Genomic DNA, 5,241 nt, shown 5'->3' with positions numbered 1-5,241 from the left:
TAGCAGATAAATCTGGCATCTTTGTTCATAGGTCAGCTGGCTGTATGGTTTGGTCATCACTTAATCTCTTGCCGGAGAAAAAGCGGCAAAGCATACTCTCAGCTGGCCGCCTTTTCTACCTCATCAAGTGATGCACTTCGGATTTGAATCCAAGTAGCTAAGATCCGTTAGAATAGCCTCACTTAATCAGTGATTCGAGCTTAATATGCCCAATTTAACGCAAAGTTTTCTGGATAGCCTGCAACGTCATCGTGATGTATTTGCCATAGTAGAAGCCTATCATGACGCTGCTATGCAGCTGTTAGAAGCCGTGCAGAACTGCTTAAAGCAAGGCGGCAAAGTGGTTTGGATGGGTAACGGCGGCAGCGCTGCAGATAGTCAGCATTTGGCAGCCGAATTTATGGTGCGCTATAAAGCCGAGCGCGACCCGTTGGCCTCAATTGCCTTAACCACTGATACGTCTATTCTTACGGCCCATGCCAATGACTACCATTTTGACAGCGTATTTGAACGTCAGGTACGAGGCCTGGTGCGGCCACAAGATGTCGTAATTGGCCTGACAACCTCTGGCAAAAGCCCGAATATCAATCTAGCACTACAGGCCGCTAATGAGCTTGGTGCATACACTGTGGCGCTGACCGGCCGCGACGGGGGCCTGGTAAAAGATATTGCCAAGCTATCTATTATCGTTAAAAACGATGAAACCGCCCGTATTCAAGAGGTGCATATGTTTATTGGCCACTGGCTGTGTGAAGCCCTGGACATGGCTATTGTAGGACGCAACTAATGATCGACCTAAGCCGAGCTATTGTCAAATCTGGTGTTCACGAAGTTGATCAGGCGGCGACCTGATTGTCTGCGTTCACCTCGATACCATCTTTGAATCTGACCCCGGTAATCACCTTGGCCAGATAGCTGAAGCCGCGCTGGCGGCGCCAGTTCTTCTGTGCACACTCCCCCAACTTGAAAATCATGTGCAGCATGCCATCTCGCGTCAGACAGCCCTTCGAGCGCTTCGTTCGGTGCCGGATCGTGCCAAACGTCGATTCGATCGGATTGGTCGTCCGCAGGCTCTGCCAGTGCTGGGCCGGGAAGTCATAGAACGCCATCAGCTCCTCCCGGTCTTTCTGCAAGCACTGCACCGCCTTCGGGTACTTGGCCTCAAACAGTTTTTCGAATTGATCGAAAGCCGCTTCGGCATGCTCTTTCGTGTCCGCCTGCCAGATGTCATGCAGCGCCGACTTCATCTTCGGCTGGACCGACCTGGGCGCGCAGTTCAACACATTGCCAGTCTTGTGCATCCAGCACCGTTGCTGACGGGTGTCCGGATACACTTCATCCAGCGCCGCCCAGAATCCCATGGCGCCATCGCCGACCGCCAGCTTCGGCGTGTTCATGCCGCGGGCCTTCAGACCCAGCAACACCTCTCGCCAGCTCTGTGTCGACTCCCGGACACCGTCCTCAATGGCCAGGAAGTGCTTCTCGCCCCGTTCATTGACGCCGATCACCACCAGGGCACACAGCTTGGTGTCCTCGGCCCGCAGGCCGCTGTAGATGCCATCCACCCACAGGTACACCCAGCGATCCCTATCCAACCGGGTCTTGCGCCAAGCCTGGTACTCCTCACCCCATTGCTGTTTCAAGCGGGCCACGGTGCTGGCCGACAGGCCCTTGGCCTCGGGGCCAATCAGTGCCGCCAGTGCCGTTTCCATCTCGCCAGTGGACACACCCTTCAGGTACAGCCAAGGCAAGGCCGCCTCCAGCGATCGCGTCTTGCGTACATACGGTGGCACCAGCGCCGACTGGAACGCCACGGGGCGGCCGTCTTTGGCCCGGACCTTCGGTATCTTTACCGTCACCGGACCAATGCCGGTCTGAATCGGCCGCTCAGGCTGATAACCATTGCGCACCACAGCGGCGCGGCCATCATCGAGGCGGCGTCCCTCGAACCTCGCCAGGAACTCCGCCAGCTCCGCTTCCACCGCCTGCTGGATCAGGTCACGTGCCCCCTGGCGCAACAGGTCAGTCAGCGGATCGGCAATCTCCTCTCGACCGGACCACTCAACAACGTTACTCTTACTCATAGCGGCGTACTCCTCGGTTGGCTGATTTGTTTGGCGACTAACAATCAACCAGATACGCCGCTTTCTTTCAATTCCTTAAACACCAGATTCAGTCACTAGTGTCCGGTTAATTTGATTACGATCATGCTGAAACCCAGTGTTGACGCGGCTTTGCAGCCGATTTCATGTGGTGTCGATTTGAAACAAGATACGTCAAATCAGTGTAGTTTTCCCCATCTGCTTGGGTTGGGGACTGCATATGAATGTCGGCAAGACACTGTTCGCACAAATCATGGATTTTATTCCATGGACCAGCTTTGCCCGCATAGTCGATCGCCACGCCGGCAATGCCGGAGTTCGCAAGATGACCTGCGCCGAGCAGTTTCGAGTGCTGGCCTTCGCGCAACTGACTTGGCGGGAAAGCCTGCGCGATATCGAGGCGACCCTGGGTGCCAATGCCGGCAAACTCTATGGCATGGGCTTGCGTCACCGCGTGCGCCGTTCCACCTTGGCAGACGCGAACGAGTCGCGAGACTGGCGCATCTGGTCGGATGTCGCAGCTTTGCTTATTCGCCGAGCCCGCAAATTGTACGACGGCGAGGACCTGGGGCTGGATTTGAACAACACCATCTATGCCCTGGACGCCACTACCATCGATCTGTGCTTGAGCCTGTTCGACTGGGCCCCATTCCGGGCGACCAAAGCCGCTATCAAACTGCATACCTTGCTGGACTTGCGCGGGTCCATTCCTGCCTTTATCCACGTCAGCGACGGCAAAATGCACGACGTCAAGGTGTTGGACATCCTGCCGATCGAGGCGGGCGCGTTCTATGTGATGGATCGGGGTTATCTGGACTTTGCCAGGCTTTACCAGATGCATCAGGCCGGAGCCTTCTTCGTGACCCGCGCCAAGCGCGGCATGGACGCCCGCCGTGTTTACTCGGTCAGGACCGACCGGACCACCGGGGTGATCTGCGATCAACGCATCATGCTGAACGGCTTCTACAGCAGCAAGCATTATCCCGAGCACCTGCGACGCATTCGATTCAAGGATCCCGAGACGGGCCAGACGCTGGTGTTTCTGACCAACAACACGACACTGCCCCCGCTCACCATCGCCGCGCTTTACAAGAGCCGGTGGCAAGTCGAACTGTTCTTCAAGTGGATCAAGCAACACTTGCGCATCAAGAAGTTTTTCGGCACGAGCGAGAACGCGGTAAAGACGCAAATCTGGTGCGCCGTGTCCGTCTATGTGCTGATCGCGATCATCAGAAAGGAGCTTCAACTCGAGGCCTCACTCTACACATTGCTACAGATTCTCTCCGTCAGCGTTTTCGAGAAAATCCCTATAAACAAGGCGTTTCTGGACGCTGGCGACATAACCGAACTGGATGCCCACGGCAACCAACTGAATTTGTTCAACTTTTAACCGGACACTAGTGAGATTCAGTTATAACTCACCTAAGCCTGCTGCAAAATTTGTCTGGCTCCTCGTCACACTGAGTGGAATTAGACCACATGCTGGGGCATCCTACCGCGCATCGGCAGAGAAGGAAGGACAGCATGCGCAGTGACGATATTCTGCTGCTGGGGATTGGCATTCAGCCACCCTGGCGGCTAGTTGATCAGCATCTGGATACCTCGACGCAGCCCCACGAGCTGCACCTGCAGGTAGCCGGTGAGCGCGGTGCTCGCTACCCCTGCCCGACATGTGGCGCGCTCTGTCCAGCCCATGATTTTCAGGAGAAGCGCTGGCGGCACCTCAACTTCTTCCAGCACCACTGCTACATCACGGCCTCGGTGCCTCGGGTGAAGTGCCCCGGCCACGGTGTCCGTCAGGTGGAGGTGCCCTGGGCCCGCAAGGGGAGCGCCTTCACGCTGCTGTTTGAGCAGGCCGCACTGGCCCTGGTTCGGGAGATGCCGGTGCTGGCTGCGGCGCGCCTGATGGACATCACTGATACGCGCCTTTGGCGCATCGTGAAGCACTACGTGGCACAGGCAATCTCGCAGTTTGATCTGAGCAGCGTTCGTGGTGTCGGCCTGGATGAGACGGCCAGCAAGCGCGGGCACAACTACGTTACCGTGTTCATCGACATGGAGCGGCGCAAGGAGCCGGTGCTGTTTGTCACACCCGGTCGTGGCAAGGGGACGCTGAAGCAATTTGCCGACTTTCTGAAGTCTCACGGTGGCGACCCGCAGCAGGTACTCGAGGTGGTGTGTGACATGTCGCCGGCCTTTATCAATGGCGTCAAGGAACACCTGCCGGAGGCGACCATCACGGTGGACTGGTTCCATATCGTGCAGGTCTTTACCCGCTCGGTGGACGCTGTGCGCAAGCTGGAAGGGAAGGAAAAGCCCTTGCCCAAGCAGCTGCGCTGGGCAGTACTCAAACGCGGACAGGTGGGCCATCTGACCGACAACCAGTTGCTCGCGCTGGCCGAGATTATCGACCAGGGACTCGACACGGCCACAGCCTGGCGGATCAAGGAAAAGCTCGCCTGGGTGCGCAAGGCCAGAACACCGAGAGGAGCGCGCTGGCGGATCACCCACTATCTGAACTGGGCATCCTGCCTGGTTGGCGACACGCCGGCCCTGGAGCCGATACGGAAAGCGCTGGCTACCTTGAAGACGCATGTGGATCGAGTGGTTCAACGCTGGACCTCAACCTATACCAATGCGCGATTGGAAGGCTTGAATGGCATATTCCAGGCGGCGCGTGCCAGAGCTCGGGGATATCGCAACACGGAGACGTTCATGACCATGATCTACCTGATTGCCAGCCCTGCGGGCTCCATCTTGAAATCCACATAAAATGACGAAGAACCAATGAAGTACTCGGCGCGCGACTGGTGCAGGCCGACGATATTTCCGGACAGTCCCTGTACCTCAGCCAGCAGGTACCATAGCGCCGGGTCCTCGGGGCGTACCTTGCTCTGCTCCAGCAACACGGCTTCCGAAATGTGCGGTTTCCTGTCGCGCATCAACGCACGGGCATAGGCCATGGCCAGCGGGTGACTGCCGGGCGATAGCTTCAGTTCGCGTTCCAATAGCTCGGCTGCCTTGCCCGGCTCCCCGCGCGTCATCAGTATTTCCGCATTGGCGAGTTTGTACTCGAGACGGTCAGCATCGCCGGACCAGATGCTGTCGAGCTCAAGCGCGGCCTGATCCACCCGGCCCG

The 5,241-nt window shown here is 57.4% G+C and carries 5 protein-coding genes; 3 read left to right on the top strand and 2 right to left on the bottom strand.

The features are described from left to right. Positions 1–205: 205 nt before the first annotated feature. Positions 206–787 carry a D-sedoheptulose-7-phosphate isomerase gene (locus G533_RS0119025; RefSeq protein ID WP_027951275.1) on the top strand — a complete coding sequence of 194 codons (582 nt, stop codon included), beginning with the start codon at positions 206–208 and terminating at the stop codon, positions 785–787. Positions 788–836: 49 nt separating this feature from the next. On the opposite strand, the gene G533_RS0119020 is transcribed toward G533_RS0119025, so the two are convergent. Beyond that, positions 837–2,084: an IS256 family transposase gene (locus tag G533_RS0119020; protein WP_027951274.1), complete on the bottom strand. Its 1,248-nt coding sequence runs from the start codon at positions 2,082–2,084 to the stop codon at positions 837–839. A 238-nt stretch (positions 2,085–2,322) separates the two neighbouring features. On the opposite strand from G533_RS0119020, the gene G533_RS0119015 reads away from it, so the two are divergent. Then, positions 2,323–3,492 carry an IS4 family transposase gene (locus G533_RS0119015; protein ID WP_027951273.1) on the top strand — a complete coding sequence of 390 codons (1,170 nt, stop codon included), beginning with the start codon at positions 2,323–2,325 and terminating at the stop codon, positions 3,490–3,492. A 134-nt stretch (positions 3,493–3,626) separates the two neighbouring features. Next, on the top strand, positions 3,627–4,874 hold the full coding sequence (locus G533_RS0119010) for an ISL3 family transposase (RefSeq protein WP_027951272.1): 1,248 nt from the start codon (positions 3,627–3,629) through the stop codon (positions 4,872–4,874). On the opposite strand, the gene G533_RS22990 is transcribed toward G533_RS0119010, so the two are convergent. Continuing rightward, positions 4,829–5,241 (bottom strand): tetratricopeptide repeat protein (locus G533_RS22990; protein WP_035529232.1); only part of this gene is annotated, 413 nt, incomplete at its 5' end. The genes G533_RS0119010 and G533_RS22990 overlap by 46 nt on opposite strands.

Source organism: Haliea salexigens DSM 19537 (genome assembly GCF_000423125.1).
Classification (GTDB): domain Bacteria; phylum Pseudomonadota; class Gammaproteobacteria; order Pseudomonadales; family Halieaceae; genus Haliea; species Haliea salexigens.
This window is presented reverse-complemented; position numbering and strand designations above follow the sequence as displayed.